The organism is Rhizobium pantanalense (assembly GCF_030182525.1).
Classification (GTDB): domain Bacteria; phylum Pseudomonadota; class Alphaproteobacteria; order Rhizobiales; family Rhizobiaceae; genus Rhizobium.
Window position 1 is genome coordinate 339,164 of sequence record NZ_JAQJCH010000006.1, and the last position, 16,848, is coordinate 356,011.

The following is a 16,848-nucleotide window of genomic DNA, read 5'->3' on the forward strand; positions in this document are numbered from 1 at the left end:
ACCCTCGTACCTAGCAAGCTGTCATCTCAGTCTCGTGACAACAATCGGTGCATAATCACTGCGTCCCCCTGCTTGCCATCGGGGCGCAGAATGCAACGTCTCTCGGGCTTTCTCACTTTGCCGGTGCCAGCCGGTCGATAACACCCAGATCGTCGCTCTCACGCACTTGCTTCAGATGCTCCTCGGCCTGCGTCGCCTCGCGCTGGCGGTTCCACATGGAGGCGTAGAGGCCGTTTCGCGCCAGAAGATCGGCATGTGTGCCACGCTCGGCGATGACGCCGCTTTTCAGCACGATGATCTCATCCGCGCCGATGACGGTCGACAGCCGATGCGCGATGACAAGCGTCGTGCGGTTCTTGGAGACGACGTCGACGGCGGCCTGTATTTCGCGCTCGGTCGTCGTATCGAGCGCCGAGGTCGCCTCGTCGAGGATCAGAACCGGCGGCGATTTGAGAACGGTGCGCGCGATCGCCACGCGCTGTTTCTCGCCGCCAGACAATTTGAGGCCGCGTTCGCCGACCTTGGTCTCGAAACCTTCGGGCAGCTGACGGATGAAATCGCCGATCTGGGCGATCTCCGCTGCTCCAGTCACTTCCGCTTCGCTCGCGCCCGGCCGGCCATAGCGGATGTTGTAGGCGATGGTGTCGTTGAAGAGCACGGTATCCTGCGGCACCATACCGATGACTTTTCGCAGGCTCTTCTGCGTGACGGTTCGCAGGTCCTGGCCGTCGATGGTGATCGTGCCGTCCTGCACATCGTAGAAACGATAGAGGAGCCGCGACAGTGTCGATTTTCCGGCGCCCGAAGGCCCGACCACGGCGACCGTCTTGCCTGCCGGCACCTCGAAGGAGATGCCCTTCAGGATCGGCCGTGCCGGATCATAGGCGAAATGCACGTCCTTGAACGCGATCGCGCCATTGCCGATGACGAGCTCCTTGGCGTCAGGCGCATCGACCACCTCGGGCTTGACCTCGAGCAGGTCGAACATTTCCTCGATATCGGTCAGGCCCTGGCGTATTTCGCGATAGACGAAGCCGATGAAGTTGAGCGGCACGGAGAGCTGCAGCAGCATCGCGTTGATGAAGACGAAGTCGCCAACCGTGTGATGGCCGTTCAGGACCGACCAGCCGGACATGACCAGCATCACCGTCGTACCAAGGCCGAAGATCAAGCCTTGGCCGAAGTTAAGCCAGCCAAGCGACGTCCAGACACTGGTGGCTGCCTTTTCATACCGCTCCATCGATTGATCGAAGCGTCTGGCTTCCATCTCCTCGTTGCCGAAATATTTGACCGTCTCGAAGTTCAGCAGCGAATCGATCGCTTTGGTGTTGGCATCGGTGTCGCTGTTGTTCATCGTCCGGCGGATGGAGATGCGCCAGTCGCTCGCCTTGACGGTGAACCAGATGTAGAGCCAGACCGTGACAGCCGTGACCGCGAGATAGGAAAAGCCATAGCCGCGCCAGAAGATGATGGCGGTCAGCAGGAATTCGATGAAGGTCGGAAACGTGTTGAGGATCGTGAAGCGGACAATCGTCTCGATGCCCTTGGTGCCGCGCTCGATGATGCGCGAGAGGCCGCCGGTCTTGCGCTCCAGATGGAAACGCAGCGAGAGCTCGTGCATGTGCACGAAGGTCCTGTAGGCGAGCTGGCGCACCGCATATTGGCCGACACTCGCAAACAGCGCGTCGCGCAACTGATTGAGGCCGAGCTGGATCAGGCGTGTCGCGTTCGTGGCGATGATCAAGGCGATGGCGCCGACCAGGAAGGCCGGCAGTATGCCTTGCATGTCGAGCTTGCCGTTCAGCGCATCGACGGACCATTTGAAGAAGTAGGGGACCAGCAGCAGGAAGAATTTCGAGACCAGTAGGAAGACGGTCGCCCAGACCACCCGCATCTTCAGATCCATGCGCCCGCTTGGCCACATGTAAGGCCAGAGATTGACGATCGTGTTCAACGGATTGCTGGAATCCGCCGATATGGTTTTCTTCTGGCCTGCCATGTCCGTCTCCGGCGAATGATTGGGCAGCCGGGCGTGACAGTGTTTGCACAGCCGACTGGCAAGCCTTCATAGCCAAGACATGGCCGTTGTGGGAAGGCTATGGGGTCGGGCGACGCTTATACTATTTTCATGCCGTGTAAAAGCAGCGGCCAGGCGTGGATGCGCCTGGTCGCTGCTAATGTCCTCAATGCACTACAGTTGCTACTAGAGATGCTCGCCCGAAAGCCGCTTACGATGAAGCTCCTCGGCGTTCGGCAATGCATCCTTCGGCAGGCCGAAGACCTGACCCGGCAGAATACGGTCCGGATCGTTGATCTTGTCTTCGTTGGCCAGATAGATCGTCGTATAGCGCACGCCCGCACCGTAGATGCGGCGTGAGATCTGCCACAGCGTATCGCCGCGACGGATGATGACGGCATTGGTGTCCTGCGACAGCGGTGCCTGCTCGAGCGTCTTCGGGCCGCTGTCGTTGGATGAGACCTCTGTGTTCGGCTGTGCCGGTGCCGTCTGAACAGGCTCGGTGATAACAGCGATCATCTGTTCGAGCCCAGGCAGCGCCGCGCCGACCGATTTCGGATCTTTCGGCAAAGCAAGCAAGGTGGCAAGCGCCCTGGAGGCCGTGCTGGAAGCGTCGGCCGCAGCTTTCTTCAGCGCAGCACTGGCGTTGATGGTCGGCCGGAATTCCGACAGTGACTTGAGCGCGATTTCCGTGCCTGAGCGGGCGGCTGCGAGCTGTTCCGTATTCGGCTGCTTGCCGTCGGTAAAGAGGCCCTTGAGCAGCGCAAAAGCCTTTCCAGCGCCTTCCTTGAGCTTGGCAAGCTCGCCCTCGTCGAGCGGTACCATGTTTGCTGTGGTCGCCTGTGCCTGACCATTGGCGGCGGGGGTCTGCGCCGCGACCGTCACCTGATTGCCCTCGGGACGCGTGAAGTTGACGCTGGTCCGCACCACGACCTTGCCGGCTCCGTCGAGCACGTCGACGCGGATCTTGTGATCGCCGACGGCAAGCGGCATGGGTCCGTCTACCACGAAGTGACCGTCCGCACCCACGACGTTCTCACCGATGAGCTTCTCGTCGGCATAGGCGCGGACCTTGGCGTTCGGCTTTGTGGTGCCGGCAACGAAGATATGGTTGTTTTCGATCTCCACCGCATTGACCATGACGTCTTGATCCGCCTCCGCCTTTGCTGCCGGTGGCGTTGCCGCGCCTGCCGCAGGATTGGCGGATGCGATTGCCGTACCATTCTGTTGCGGTTTGGCATCTGCCGTTGCCGCCGGCTTATCCGTCGCTTTGGCCTGGGCGTCGGCTGCTGACGTGTCCTGTTCGCCCGCGGCCACGCGGCCCTGCTTGGCGGAAGGCGCGGTGATGATGCGGCTTGCAGCGCCTGGCTTCGACACCATCGCGAGGACCTGGGAGGAGTTGTCCTTCGGCACGGAGACGGTGGCGACTTCCTCGGAATTGACGGCCTTGCCGTCCTTGCCGGTGGCGCGCAGCACCAGTTCGTGGTCTCCAGGCGGCAGCGGATTGTCGAGTACGGCGGCAAAGTCGCCGCTCGGGCCGACATTGATCGTCGTGACGACCTTTTCGCCGTCGACGATCTCCAGCTTGGCATTCGGCTCGGCCGAACCAGCAATAACCGTCGAGCCATCCGGCTCGACGCGCAACACGTCGAATGACGGTACGCGAGGGTTGGCAGCCGCGTCGGTCTGGGGCGCCTGTTGGCCTGTCAACGCTGCGAAAGCCTTGTCGATCGCCGCACTCGCTTCGGCGGCATTGTCGGGAAGGGACTGGATGATGGTGAGCGCCTTGCCAGCGCCGTCCTGAACCTTCTTCACAAGTCCCGTCACTGTTGCGTCGACCCCTGCGGGGAGCGCGAAGCCGACGATCGATTGCAGCGCGGTAATCGCTTTCGTCTTCGCAGCCGTGAAGGCATCCTCGGTCGGTGCATTGCCGTCCTTGAAGAGCGCCTTCAAATCGGCCAGCGAGGTGGTTGCCGCGCCCGTCAGGTCGGTCAGCTTCTTCGCGAGGTCTGCAGTGTTGACGGCGGTCGATACGGCATTCTGCGTGGCCTTGGTCGCGTTCTCGGCGGTCTCGCCGGCCTTCTGCGCATTTTGGTCGATCGTATTCTTCACCGCGTCGTTGGCCTGATTGACCACATTGCCGATCGGGGTCTTGTCGCCGTTGATGCGTGGCATCACGAAAAAGACCATCAACAGGGTCGCCACTGCCAACACCAACAGAGCCAGCCAACCGGCACGGTTCTTCATCATCATTCATCTCCACGCGGCGAAGTCGTCGCAACTCCTGAAATTGCTAGCGATTTCGCCTGCTTTTACAAGCTTTCTCAGCCATTTTCGCATGTTCCGACACAAGTTTTCCTTTGAAAAATCTTGACTGAGCATCTGCAGCATAGTTGTTTGCATTCATGACCGACGATTCCACGCCAATTCGAACCATTTGCGTCTATTGCGGCTCGCGGCCGGGGCGCGATCCCTCCCACATGGCTGCCGGCCGCGAACTGGGTAAAAGCATTGCCGAAAACGGCCTGCGCTTGATCTATGGCGGCGGAACGAAGGGCATCATGGGCGCTGTCGCGAGCGGCGTGCTATCGCACGGCGGTCAGGTCACCGGCATCATTCCGGAATTTCTGGTCGATATGGAAGCGACGCGCCATTCGCTCGGTCAACTCGACGAACTCATCATAACGCCTGACATGCATGCGCGCAAACACGGCATGTTCGAGCGCGCCGACGCTTTCGTTGCGCTGCCCGGCGGCATCGGCACGTTGGAAGAGATCGTCGAGATCATGACCTGGGGTCAGCTCGGCCGGCACGAAAAGCCGATGGTCTTCGCCAATATCAATGGTTTCTGGGACCCGATGATGGAGCTTATCCGCCATATGACGGAAGAGGGCTTCGTCCATACCGCCCATCGCGTCCAGCCTCTCGTCATCGACAAGATCGCCGATATCATTCCGGCCATCCGCAAACACGCCGCCGAGACGCATGGCGACCGAGGCGGCGAAGAGGCCGTGATTTCCAAGCTTTAATTGGGGATCTGCTAACCAGGCCCGCTGGTTAGCCTCCTTTTGCTCTGACGCAGCATCGACCAGCTGTAGAGCACGAGACCGGCCCAGATCAGCGAAAATGCAACGAGCTGGATCGTGCCGAAGGGTTCCTTGAACAGGAAGACGGCGATCAGGAACACCATGGTCGGCACGATATACTGCATGATACCGATGGTCGACATCCTCAGAAGCTTCGCGCCATTGGCGAAGATCATCAGCGGCAGCGCCGTCACGAGCCCGCAGCCGAGCAGAAGCGCCGTATCCGAAATGCCGGTCTGGTAAAAGTGGCCTTCGCCGCGCGCTTCCAGATAGAGGATGTAAAGCGCTGCCGGGATGCAGAGCAGCAGCACCTCGATGAAGAAGCCCTGATTCGCTCCCACAGGCAGGGTCTTGCGGAAAAAGGCATAGAAGCCCCAGGAGAAGGTCAGCGACAATGCGACCCAGGGCAGGGTGCCGGCTTTCACCGTCAGGATGATGACCGCAATAGCTGCAAGGCAGATGGCGACGATCTGTATCGGCGCCAACCTTTCTTTGAGCACGATGGCGCCGAGCGCAATGCTGAATAGCGGATTGATGAAGTAACCAAGCGCGGCATCGAGCGAATGGCCGGCGCCGATCGCCCAGACATAGGTTCCCCAGTTGATGGTGACGAGCGCTGCCGTCAGCGATGCCATAGCGATCGTACGCGGGTTGCGAAATGCCGCCTTCACGTCACCCAGATGCCCAAAGGCCAGCAGCACGATGCCGGCGACAGGCACCGACCAGACGATGCGATGGGCGATGACCTCGAAAGCTGGGATATGCGCCAGCGCCTTCATATAGAGCGGCAGGACGCCCCAGAAGAGGTAGGCCGTCATCGCGAAGCCGAAGCCGCGGATAGCGTCGTTGTTCTTGATTTCAGGTTTGACCGCGTCGGTGGCCATGAATTTTCCCGTCTTTCACAATTATTTGAGACGGGATTACTCCAATGCATGCGGCATGGCTAATTCATTTCCTTGACTGCATCGTCAAGCTTTTTGATGGGCGGCGGATCACTCCGCCGCTATTCTGCCTGCCATATGGCGGTTTTTCATCAGCTTGTAGATGACGGAATCCATCAGCGCCTGGAACGATGCATCGATGATGTTCTCGGACACGCCGACCGTCCACCAGCGTACGCCGTCGCTATCGGTAGATTCGATCAGGACTCGGGTGATGGCCTCCGTGCCGCCATTGAGGATACGCACCTTGAAGTCGGCCAGCTCCAGATCATCGATCTCGTGCTGGTACTTGCCGAAATTCTTGCGCAGCGCCAGGTCGAGCGCATTGACCGGTCCGTCGCCTTCGGCAACCGACATGATGGTCTCGCCATCGATGATGATCTTCACCACCGCTTCCGAGACGATTTTCACCCGGCCGTGGGAATCGAAGCGGCGCTCGACCATGACGCGGAAACCGTCGATCGCGAAGAATTCCGGGATGGTGCCGAGCGTGCGCCGTGCCAAAAGCTCGAAGCTCGCATCCGCGCCTTCGTAAGCATAGCCTGTCGCTTCCCGCTCCTTAACGATCTGGATCAACTGGTCGAGCTTGGGGTCGTCCTTGCCGACCTCGATGCCGCGCCGCTTCAGCGCATTGATGAAGTTCGACTTGCCGCCCTGGTCGGAGACCATGACCTTGCGGAAGTTGCCCACGCTCTCCGGCGGCACGTGCTCATAGGTGCGCGGGTCCTTCAGCAGCGCCGAGGCGTGGATGCCGGCCTTGGTGGCAAAGGCAGAGGCGCCGACATAGGGAGCCTGATGGTCCGGAGAGCGGTTCAGCAGCTCGTCGAAGGCGTGCGAAAGGCCAGTCAGGCCCACGAGCCGCTCGGCATCGATCGTCGTTTCGAAACGTTCGCTATAGGCTCTTTTCAGCGCCAGCGTCGGGATCAACGTGATCAGGTTGGCGTTGCCGCAGCGCTCACCGATGCCGTTCAGCGTGCCCTGGATTTGCCGAACGCCGGCCTCGACCGCAGCAAGCGAATTGGCAACGGCCTGGCCGGTGTCGTTATGGGCATGGATGCCAAGACAGTGCCCGGGAACGCCGCAGGCGATGACGGCTTCGACGATGGCGCGCACCTCAGGCGGCTGCGTACCGCCATTGGTGTCGCAGAGTACGACCCAGCGGGCCCCGGCGTCATAGGCCGTCTTGGCGCAGGCGAGCGCATAGGTCGGATTGGCCTTGTAGCCGTCGAAGAAGTGTTCGCAATCGACGAGAGCCTCCTTGCCGGCGCCAATGGCCGCCTTGACGCTTTCGGCGATGCTTTCGAGGTTTTCCTCGTTGGTACAGCCTAGCGCCACCTTGACGTGATAGTCCCAGCTCTTGGCGACGAAACAGATCGCGTCGGACTTCGCCTGCAGCAGGCTCGCAAGGCCGGGATCGTTGGAAGCGGAGATGCCGGCGCGCTTCGTCATGCCGAAGGCGACGAAGGAGGCCGATGTCGTGCGCTTCTCGTTGAAGAAAGCCGTATCCGTCGGATTGGCGCCGGGATAGCCGCCTTCGATGTAGTCCAGGCCGAACTCATCCAGCATGGTGGCGATGGCAATCTTGTCCTCGACCGAAAAATCGACGCCGGGCGTCTGCTGGCCATCGCGGAGCGTCGTGTCGAAGAGATAGATTTTTTCGCGTGTCATACTGTTTCCTCCGGCGAACCGGTTTCTTCTTGCTCAGTCGCTCCCTCTCCCCGTTAACGAGGAGAGGGCTGGGGTGAGGGGCGTTCCGAGATCAGATCTTCCCTGCAAACTTATCCGTCGCGCGGATCAGCTGATCGAGAATGCTAGGCTCGGACGAGGCATGGCCCGCGCCTTCGATCAGGTGAAATTCCGCCTTCGGCCATGCTTTGTGCAGCGCCCAGGCATATCTCGCCGGGCAGGGCATGTCGTAGCGTCCATGGACGATGACGCCGGGAATGTCCTTCAGCTTGTAGGCATCGCGCAGCAGCTGGCCTTCTTCCAGCCAGCCGGCATTGACGAAGAAATGGTTTTCGATGCGGGCGAAGGCATGCGCATATTCCGCATCCTCGAACTGGGCGCTGACGGCGGGCTCCGGCAGAAGCGTGATCGTCTCGCCTTCCCAGATCGACCATGCCTTGGCGGCTTCCAGGCGGGCAGCCTTGTCTGGATGCGTCAGCAGCCGATGGTAGGCGGCCATCATCTCATGCCGCTCTTCCGGCGGGATAGGCGCAATGAAGCGCTCCCATTTATCGGGGAACATCTCGGAGACGCCGAACTGATAATACCAGTCGAGTTCGGCTCTCGTCAGCGTATAGATGCCGCGCACGACCAGCTCGGAAACCCGCTCCGGATGCGTTTCGGAGTAGGCGAGCGCCAGCGTCGAGCCCCAGGAGCCGCCGAAAACCAGCCACTTTTCCACACCGGCCATTTTGCGCAGTCGTTCGATATCGTCGACCAGATGCCAGGTGGTGTTGGCTTCCAGGCCGGCATGCGGCGTCGAGCGCCCGCAGCCGCGCTGGTCGAACAGGGTCACGTCGTAAAGCGCCGGATCGAATACGCGACGATGGCTGGGCGAAATGCCGCCGCCCGGGCCGCCATGGAGGAAGACGGCGGGCTTGGCGCCGGGCGTTCCCACGCGTTCCCAATAGATCACATGACCGTCGCCGACATCGAGGTGACCGGAGGCATAGGGTTCGATTTCCGGATAAAATGTGCGCAGGACTTCGGTCATATTTTTAGCCCCTCCGCCGGCCAGACATCGGTATCGTGGTCGGGATGCTGGAAGGAAATGATGTGCTCCTGCCGCGAATAGAAATCCGGATCCTGATAGACGGGCTTTTCGAAGATCGTCTCCACCCATGGCAAGCGATAGGCGTGGTTGACCTGGATCTGCGGCGCGAGATCGTCGCGCTCGTCGAAGGCGCCGATGGCGATTTCGAGGCCGCCGGGATGACGGTAGGTCAGCGGCGTGCCGCAGTTCTTGCAGAAGCCGCGGTCGATATTGACGGAGGACTGGAAATAGGTCGGCTCGCCGCGCGTCCATTCCACGCCGTCCTCAGGGGCTGTAACGAGCGCGGAGAAGAAATTGCCAAACTGCTTCTGGCACATGCGGCAATGGCAGATCGAGGGGCGGCCGAGCTCACCGCGAATGCGAAACCGCACAGCACCGCATTGGCATCCTCCGCTTCTGGTAGCTTCACTCATGGCTCTTCTCCTCTGGCCAGCTTGAGGTATCGTAATCGGGATGTTGATGATTGGAGAGCCTGATCGATATCGCACGGTCTGAGCTGTCCTCATCCGGTTCCATCGGCAGCGCATCGAGTGCATGGAACCAAGGCATTTTTCCTGCGCGGTTCGATTGTGCGACGGGTTGGACCAGCGCAGGCTCATCCAACGAACCAAGTGTCACATTGATGGAATCCGTGCCGGGTACGTCGTAAAACAATGGTGTACCGCAGGTGCCGCAAAAGCCGCGGCGCACGAGATCGGACGAATGAAACCAGGAGGGCTCGCCACGCGTCAGCTCGAAATCGACACGCTTGGCGCTGCCCAATGGCAGGGCGTAATTGCCAGATGCTTTCTGGCACATGCGGCAATGACAAAGGTGCGGATAGCCGAGCGCACTGGCTGTGCGATAACGAACCGCGCCACATTGGCATCCGCCGCTATGTCCTGCAACCATTGTCATTTGCCGCTCTCCGGTGGCCATGCTGCCGTATCGTGGTCAGGATGCTGGTTGGACACGATGTTCAGCACGAAGGGCGCTTGCGCAGCGTCTTCCTCCGTCGAGTGTCCGGGCAGCAGATGCAGCCGATCGACGAAGCCGATCTTGGCTTCCGTACCATACTGCACAACGGGCGGCAGTTGCGAGGGATCGTCAAAGGCACCAGCCGCGACTGCAATGCCATCGGGCGCCTCGTAGGTCAGCGGCGTGCCGCAATCCCCGCAGAAGCCGCGCTTCACATAGTTGGATGATTGAAACACCTTCCGCTCGCCACGTGTCCATGTAAGCTCGGTGCCGCGCACCGAAACCAGCGGCGCATAATAGGCGCCGAAGGCCTTCTGGCACATGCGGCAGTGACAGATGGAGGCGTCCTTCAGCTCACCCCGCACCCGGAAGCGAACCGCGCCGCACTGACAGCCGCCGGTGTAGGTCGAGGCGGTCATGATCTATCCTTTCCGGCGACGATGAGAATATGCATGCAGACGTTATCGATATCCTTCAGAACATCGTCATTCCAGAAGCGCAGGACAGTCCAGCCGCCGGCTTCGAGACGGCGGGTGCGAACCTTGTCATAGGTCTGATCGTGGTCATTGCCATGCTGGGAGCCATCGACTTCGACGATGAGTTTTTCAGCAGGGCAGGCGAAATCGACGATATAACCGGCGATGGGCAGTTGGCGGCGAAAGCCGAGACCCATGAGGCGGTGCGCGCGCAATTCATTCCAGAGCCGAAGTTCCGCGTCCGTCATGACCTTGCGCATGCGGCGGGCGTTACTGCGGATCTTCGGCGGGACTGGAGTATGCGGCAAGGTAACGAAGTTCACCGCTTGATCTCCCAAGTCGTAATGCGCTCGCCCGTCGCCGCGTCCTTGCCGTCCTTGAGCTGAACACCTCTTGCCGTCAGCTCCTCACGAAGCTTGTCGGCTTCGGCGAAGTTCTTCGCCTTCAGCAGCTCCAGACGCTGGCGCACCTTGGCATCAATCTCGGCGACCACAGCTTCGTCGATCTCTGCCTTCTTCGGCAGCAGGCCGAGAAGATCGGCGCTGGCCGCGAAGACGGGCAGGAGGCTGGCATCGGCATTGGCGGCTTGCGCCAGGGCATGTAATGCCTGGATGGCGGCAACGGTGTTGAGGTCGTCGGCGAGAGCGACAAGAACCGTCGGATCTGGCAAGACGTCGCTAATGTCGGCAGCCGGCCATTTGGCGATCAGCCGTTCGGCTTCTTCGAGCCGCTTGACGGAGAAGTCGATCGGCTCGCGATAATGCGTCATCAGCATGGCAAGCCTCAGCACCTCGCCCGGCCAGGTCCGCCCGCCGAGCTTGTCCGTCTGCAGCAGCTCGTGGATAGTGACGAAATTGCCTTCCGACTTCGACATCTTGCGGCCTTCGACCTGCACGAAGCCGTTATGCATCCAGACATTCGCCATGGCATGCGTACCATGCGCGCAGCGCGATTGGGCAATTTCGTTTTCATGGTGCGGGAAGATCAGGTCCAGGCCGCCGCCGTGAATGTCGAAGACATCGCCGAGATAGCGTCCGCTCATGGCCGAGCATTCGATATGCCAGCCCGGACGACCGCGGCCCCAGGGGCTTTCCCAGCCGGGTTCGTTCTCGTCCGAAAGTTTCCACAGAACGAAATCGCCAGGGCTCTTCTTGTGCTCGTCGACGGCGACGCGAGCGCCTGCCTGCTGCTCATCGAGATTGCGCTTCGAAAGCTGGCCGTAATCGGCCATCGACTTGGTGTCGAACAGCACCTCGCCGGCCGCCCGATAGGCATGGCCCTTGTCGATCAGCGTTTCGATGATGGCGATCATCTGCGCGATATTGTCGGTGGCACGCGGCTGTACCGATGGCTCCAGGCAGCCAAGCGCCGTCGTGTCTTCGCGGTACTGCCGTTCGGTCTTTTCCGTCACCAGACGGATCGCGTCGTTCAGCGGCAAGCCGGGATGGTCGCGCAACGCGCGCAAGTTGATCTTGTCGTCGACGTCGGTGATGTTGCGGACATAGGTGACACGGCTCTCACCGTAGACATGCCGCAGCAGCCGGAACAGCACGTCGAAAACGATCGCCGGGCGGGCGTTGCCGATATGGGCGAAGTCATAGACCGTCGGGCCGCAGACATACATGCGGACATTGTCGCGATCGATCGGCTGAAAATCGGCCTTTTCGCGCGTCAGCGTGTTGTAGAACTTTAATTGCGGCTCGGCGGCCATGTCACTCTCCCAAGGCATAAATCCGAAAAAATACCGTCACCGGCAGGCCGGACGTTTGTCATCTTGGATTTTGGGAGACGAAAACGGCCAGGCCAGCGAAACGCTAGCGAATAATCTTCCGGCAGATAATGCAGATAACCGTTTTCATGGGCGGCTTTATCGCGCGCCGGATGAATTTGGTCAAGTAGGGATAAGGCGTCCCGCGTAAAGGCCCGGGATGTTTTTATTCCGGCATCCGATAGTCGACGAGCCTGTTTTCGCGCACGACGAAAAGCTTGCCGGTTTCGGTGACGTCAGGGCCGACCAGAGGCAGGATCGCCTGGGCGACCTCTCGCGGATGCGGCAGCGTATCCGGGTCTTCGCCGGGCATGGCCTGAGCACGCATGGCAGTGCGGGTAGCGCCTGGATCGACGCTGGTGATGCGCAGCGGCGTGCTCTGCGTTTCCCCGGCCCAGGTCCGCGCTAGCGCCTCGACGGCAGCTTTAGAGGCGGAATAGGGACCCCAGAAGGGCCGGCAGCGATGGGCGGCGGCCGAGGAGAGGATGGCGGCGCGGCCGGCATCGGAGCGCATCAGCAGCGGTTCCACGGAACGGATCAGCCGCCAAGTGGCGGTGACATTGATCGTCATCACCTTTTCGAACACCTTGGCCTCGACATGGCCGATCGGCGAGATCACGCCGAGAACGCCGGCATTGGCAACGAGAATATCGAGTTTGCCCCAGCGCTCATAGATGGAGGCGCCGAGCGCATCGATGGCATTCATGTCGGCAAGATCGAAGGGCACAAGCGTCGCTGAGCCGCCGGCAGCCTTGATGGCATCGTCAAGCTCCTCAAGCCCGCCGACGGTACGGGCGCAGGCGATCACATGCGCGCCGGCCTTGGCCAGTTCCAGTGCCGTGAAATAGCCGATACCGCGCGATGCGCCGGTAACGAGTGCGATCTTGTCCTTGAGATTGACGCTCATGCTGCTTTGATCCGGATATGTTGCAAAGGAATAGGGGCAGAACGCCCCTAACCTTTCTGGGGTCAACCGTTTATAAGGTCAACCATTGCTCGCGAGAACGGAAAGCTTGCGCACGTTGCTGGTGCTTTCCTTGTCGAGCAGACGCGTCGGATAGTCCCCGGTAAAGTAATGATCGGTGAACTGCGGCTGCGCATTGTTGCGCGGCTCGCCGCCTACGGCTCGGTAGAGCCCGTCGATCGACAGGAATTCCAACGAATCCGCGCCGATGTAATCGCACATGGCCTTCAGGCTGCTGTACTGGTTGGCAAGCAGCTTGTCGGCGTCCGGTGTGTCGATGCCGTAGAAATCCGGATGGAAGATCATCGGGCTGGCGACGCGGATATGCACCTCGCTGGCGCCGGCTTCGCGGATCATCTGCACGATCTTCACGGACGTGGTCCCGCGCACGATGGAATCGTCGATCAGCACGACACGCTTGCCCTCGATGATGGCGCGGTTGGCGGAATGCTTGAGCTTGACGCCGAAGGCGCGAATCTGCTGCGTAGGCTCGATGAAGGTACGGCCGACATAATGGTTGCGGATGATGCCGAGCTCGAAGGGAATGCCGCTTGCCTGCGCGTAGCCGATCGCGGCGGGCGTGCCGCCATCCGGAACTGGCACGACCACATCGGCCGCGACAGGCGCTTCTTTGGCGAGGTTGATCCCCATGTTCTTGCGGGCGACATAGACGTTGCGGCCGCCGACGACGGAATCAGGACGGGCGAAATAGACATATTCGAACAGGCAGAGACGCTCGGGCTGTGAAACTTCCGGCTTGCGGGCATCGATAGTGATCGAACCATCAGGCTGGATCTCACAGATAATGACTTCGCCGTTTTCGACGTCGCGGACATATTTCGCGCCGATGATGTCGAGAGCACAGGTTTCCGAGCAGAAGATCGGCTTGCCGTCGAGTTCGCCCATGACCAGCGGCCGGATGCCGATCGGATCGCGGGCGGCGATCAGCTTCGTGCGCGTCATGGCGAGCATCGAATAGCCGCCTTCCATCTGGCGGATGGCATCGATGAAACGATCTGAGGAGGAGGGATGCTTGGAGCGGGCGATGAGATGGAGGACGACTTCGGTATCCGAGGTCGACTGACAGATGGCACCATCGGCGATCAGCTGGCGGCGCATGGTCAGGCCGTTGGTGAAATTACCGTTATGGGCAATGGCGATGCCGCCGACTTCCAGCTCGGCAAACAGCGGCTGGACATTGCGAAGGATGGTTTCGCCGGTGGTGGAGTAGCGTACATGACCGATCGAGCGGTCACCGGGGAGGCGGGCGAGGGTGGCGGGGTCGGTATAGTGGTCGCCGACAAGACCCATCCGCCGCTCCGAGTGGAAGCGCTGGCCATCGAAGGAGACGATGCCGGCTGCTTCCTGGCCGCGATGCTGCAGGGCGTGCAGGCCGAGCGCCGTCAGCGTTGCCGCATCCGGGTGCCCCAAGATGCCGAAGACGCCACATTCTTCATGCAGCGTGTCGCCGTCGATATCGTCCTCGAAGGAAACGGAATGGTTCATGGCTGCGGGCCTTTGCTCTCAACGTGGGCGGATCGGGGCGGCGTCACGAGTGACCATTAAAATAGCTCAAAATCCGGCCGGAAAAAATATCGGGCCGGATCTTCTATTGTCACGCCGCTCAAATGGCGATTCTCGGGCGGCAGGTCAAGCCTGTAAACGCACCGTCAATTGTTTGTCTGCGGCGCGGGTGCATCATCCGACGGCGCGGTATCGTTCGGCGTGGCGTTGTCGCCGCTTCCTTGCTGCTGCTGTTGCTGCTGATTTGGCGCGATCTTGTTGAGGATTTCAGCCGGCAGCCTTGCCTGAATGTCTTGCGGCAGCGCCGCCGTCAGCTTCTCGACCATCGAATCGAGGAAAGGCTTCGACTTGGCGTTGTTGACCCAGTCCGGACGTGCGGCCGGTGCCACCAGCCAGTTCCAGAAGGCAACGACGACGACCATCAGCAGCAGGCCGCGTGCCGCGCCGAAAAGGAAGCCGAGCGTGCGGTCGAGCGCGCCGATGCGGCTGTCGATGATGAAATCGGCAATCCGGATGGTGATGAAAGAAATGATGATGAGCGCCAGCAGGAAGATGACGGCGGCAGACGCGATCGTGGCGATCTTGGTGTCGGCCTTGTATTGCAGGGCATAGGGAACGAGCAGCGGATAAAGATAGTAGGCGGCGACTGCGGAGCCGCCCCAGCTGACGATCGAGAGAATTTCGCGCGAAAAGCCCCGAACCATGGCCAGAATGGCGGAGAAGAGAAGAACGCCGATAACAATACCGTCGAAAATCGTAATGGGCATCTATAATCCACTTCAAGACTTGCCGGACCTCATGGTCGGCATCGGCCTCAATCATGAGCCTCTTCTTTGCCAAGAACGGCTGAAGTAAGGCTCAGTCTTCGTCTTCCGCGCGCTTGAGCGCACCTCTCGATCCGGCAATGCGCGCCACCAGATCCGGCAGGCTGTCGATCTCGCTCCAGCGTCCGCCATTGACCTTTGGCAGATCGGCGGAAGCGGCAGGCAGAACGGCCGCGGAAAATCCCAGCTTCTCGGCTTCCTTGAGGCGCTGGGCGGTGTGCGCAACCGGCCGGACGGCGCCCGACAGGCTGACTTCGCCGAAATAGACGCAATCGGCGGGCAGAGCAAGACCGGCCAGGGAGGAAACCAGTGCAGAAGCGACCGCAAGGTCCGCAGCAGGCTCGGAAATGCGGTAGCCGCCGGCAATATTGAGGTAAACATCGTGCTGGCCGAGCCGTACGCCGCAATGTGCCTCCAGAACGGCGAGAATCATCGACAGCCGCGCCGAATCCCAGCCGACGATGGCGCGGCGCGGCGTGCCGAGCGATGTCGGCGCGACCAGCGCCTGCACTTCCACCAGCACCGGCCGCGTACCCTCGATGCCGGCAAAGACGGCCGCTCCGGGCGATTTTTCGTTGCGCTCGCCGAGGAAGAGCTCGGACGGGTTGGGCACGTCGCGAAGCCCGGCGTCGGACATTTCGAACACGCCGATCTCGTCGGTCGGGCCGAAGCGGTTCTTCACGGTGCGCAGGATGCGGTAGTGATGGCCGCGGTCGCCCTCGAAATAGAGGACGGCATCGACCATATGCTCGACGACGCGCGGCCCGGCGATCTGGCCGTCCTTGGTGACGTGGCCGACCAGCACCATCGCCGTGCCGGTCTGCTTGGCGAAACGGATCATCGCCTGAACGCCGGTACGCACCTGCGTCACCGTGCCGGGCGCGGACTCGGCAAGCTCGCTCCACAGCGTCTGGATGGAATCGATGATGACGAGATCCGGCCGCTTGCCTTCCGCCAGCGTCGCGAGAATGTCCTCGACATTGGTTTCGGCCGCCAGCAGCACTTCGGTGTCAGCCGCTTTCAGACGTTGGGCGCGGAGGCGGACCTGCGCCACAGCCTCTTCACCGGAGACATAGACGATCTTGTGCCCCTGACGGGCGAGTGCGGCCGCCGCCTGCATCAGCAGCGTCGATTTGCCGATGCCAGGATCGCCGCCCACGAGAACGGCCGATCCCCGCACGAAACCGCCGCCGGTGGCGCGGTCGAGTTCGGATATGCCGGTATGGATGCGCGGCGCCTCTTCGATTTCACCCGAAAGCGTGGTCAGCGTGACGGGCTTGCCCTTGCGCGGCGTCTTCGTCGGTCCGCCGCCGATCCCGCCCATCGGATCTTCCTCGACGATGGTGTTCCACGCGCCGCAACTGTCGCACTTGCCGGCCCAGCGATTGTGGACCGTGCCGCAGTTCTGGCAGATGAATTGTGTGCGGGCTTTAGCCATAGGATGCTATTCTCAAGTTCAAATACTTCGCTTTTTCGAGACGAATCGCGCTCGGCTGACAGATAATGTCTTTC

15 protein-coding genes are annotated in these 16,848 nt (G+C 61.0%); 1 reads left to right on the plus strand and 14 read right to left on the minus strand.

Annotated elements, in window-relative coordinates; genetic code table 11:
* Positions 1-112: 112 nt before the first annotated feature.
* Both PH558_RS17605 and PH558_RS17610 read right to left on the minus strand, forming a co-directional pair.
* Entirely contained in the window at positions 113-1,999 is a 1,887-nt protein-coding gene (locus PH558_RS17605; protein ID WP_285205765.1) for an ABCB family ABC transporter ATP-binding protein/permease, read from the minus strand.
* A gap of 204 nt (positions 2,000-2,203) precedes the next feature.
* The gene (locus tag PH558_RS17610; RefSeq protein ID WP_285205766.1) at positions 2,204-4,267 is read right to left on the minus strand and encodes a LysM peptidoglycan-binding domain-containing protein; all 2,064 of its coding nucleotides are present in this window, start codon (positions 4,265-4,267) and stop codon (positions 2,204-2,206) included.
* Positions 4,268-4,422: 155 nt separating this feature from the next.
* Between PH558_RS17610 and PH558_RS17615 the strand changes: the two genes are divergently transcribed.
* Positions 4,423-5,046 (plus strand): LOG family protein, encoded by a 624-nt coding sequence (locus tag PH558_RS17615; protein ID WP_285173529.1) that lies wholly within the window; start codon positions 4,423-4,425, stop codon positions 5,044-5,046.
* 11 nt (positions 5,047-5,057) lie between these two features.
* Here the strand turns inward: PH558_RS17615 and rarD are convergent, their stop codons facing one another.
* From rarD to radA, 12 genes are all read right to left on the minus strand, one after another.
* Positions 5,058-5,987, minus strand: a complete 930-nt coding sequence (gene rarD / locus PH558_RS17620) for an EamA family transporter RarD (protein ID WP_285205767.1) — start codon at positions 5,985-5,987, stop codon at positions 5,058-5,060.
* A 108-nt stretch (positions 5,988-6,095) separates the two neighbouring features.
* Positions 6,096-7,712 (minus strand): citramalate synthase, encoded by a 1,617-nt coding sequence (cimA, locus tag PH558_RS17625; RefSeq protein ID WP_285205768.1) that lies wholly within the window; start codon positions 7,710-7,712, stop codon positions 6,096-6,098.
* A 91-nt stretch (positions 7,713-7,803) separates the two neighbouring features.
* A complete protein-coding gene (gene pip / locus PH558_RS17630; RefSeq protein ID WP_285205769.1) occupies positions 7,804-8,763 on the minus strand; it encodes a prolyl aminopeptidase in 960 nt (319 codons plus the stop codon).
* Positions 8,760-9,236: a GFA family protein gene (locus PH558_RS17635; protein ID WP_285205770.1), complete on the minus strand. Its 477-nt coding sequence runs from the start codon at positions 9,234-9,236 to the stop codon at positions 8,760-8,762. The genes pip and PH558_RS17635 overlap by 4 nt, the downstream gene beginning before the upstream one ends.
* The gene (locus tag PH558_RS17640) at positions 9,229-9,720 is read right to left on the minus strand and encodes a GFA family protein (RefSeq protein ID WP_095434385.1); all 492 of its coding nucleotides are present in this window, start codon (positions 9,718-9,720) and stop codon (positions 9,229-9,231) included. The genes PH558_RS17635 and PH558_RS17640 overlap by 8 nt, the downstream gene beginning before the upstream one ends.
* Positions 9,717-10,199: a GFA family protein gene (locus PH558_RS17645; protein ID WP_285205771.1), complete on the minus strand. Its 483-nt coding sequence runs from the start codon at positions 10,197-10,199 to the stop codon at positions 9,717-9,719. Before PH558_RS17645 ends, PH558_RS17640 begins: the two co-directional genes overlap by 4 nt.
* Positions 10,196-10,564 (minus strand): endonuclease domain-containing protein, encoded by a 369-nt coding sequence (locus PH558_RS17650; RefSeq protein ID WP_285206029.1) that lies wholly within the window; start codon positions 10,562-10,564, stop codon positions 10,196-10,198. Before PH558_RS17650 ends, PH558_RS17645 begins: the two co-directional genes overlap by 4 nt.
* Positions 10,565-10,575: 11 nt before the next feature.
* Positions 10,576-11,967: a cysteine--tRNA ligase gene (gene cysS, locus PH558_RS17655; RefSeq protein WP_285205772.1), complete on the minus strand. Its 1,392-nt coding sequence runs from the start codon at positions 11,965-11,967 to the stop codon at positions 10,576-10,578.
* Positions 11,968-12,190: 223 nt separating this feature from the next.
* Entirely contained in the window at positions 12,191-12,931 is a 741-nt protein-coding gene (locus tag PH558_RS17660) for an SDR family NAD(P)-dependent oxidoreductase (RefSeq protein WP_095434388.1), read from the minus strand.
* A 78-nt stretch (positions 12,932-13,009) separates the two neighbouring features.
* The gene (gene purF / locus PH558_RS17665; RefSeq protein WP_095434389.1) at positions 13,010-14,494 is read right to left on the minus strand and encodes an amidophosphoribosyltransferase; all 1,485 of its coding nucleotides are present in this window, start codon (positions 14,492-14,494) and stop codon (positions 13,010-13,012) included.
* A 164-nt stretch (positions 14,495-14,658) separates the two neighbouring features.
* Complete coding sequence (locus tag PH558_RS17670) at positions 14,659-15,279, minus strand: CvpA family protein (protein ID WP_069616173.1); 621 nt, start codon at positions 15,277-15,279, stop codon at positions 14,659-14,661.
* 91 nt (positions 15,280-15,370) lie between these two features.
* Entirely contained in the window at positions 15,371-16,774 is a 1,404-nt protein-coding gene (gene radA, locus PH558_RS17675) for a DNA repair protein RadA (protein ID WP_285205773.1), read from the minus strand.
* Positions 16,775-16,848 lie beyond the last annotated feature (74 nt).